Below are 205 nucleotides of genomic sequence, written 5' to 3' on the forward strand. Positions count from 1 at the left end.
ACAGAACACGTCCGTCAGCGCCGCCGTCAGCCATACCGACGCGGCGGGTAACGTGGGCTCTGCCAATACGGCGGCCAGTTATTCGACCAGCACGGAACTGCCGACCGTTTCGGTCTCGCTGGACACCCTCGCCGGCGATGACGTGATCAACGCCGCCGAAGCGGCAGCGGAGGTCACCGTTACCGGCCGTGCCGGTGGTGATGCC

At 66.8% G+C, this 205-nt stretch carries 1 protein-coding gene; it reads left to right on the forward strand.

Going from position 1 to position 205, the window contains the following annotated elements; translation table 11 throughout:
* Positions 1-205: hypothetical protein (locus KSP9073_RS17670; RefSeq protein WP_165814297.1), on the forward strand; the 205-nt coding region annotated here is incomplete at both ends.

It is taken from the genome of Kushneria phyllosphaerae (assembly GCF_900312995.1).
Taxonomy (GTDB): Bacteria; Pseudomonadota; Gammaproteobacteria; order Pseudomonadales; family Halomonadaceae; genus Kushneria; species Kushneria phyllosphaerae.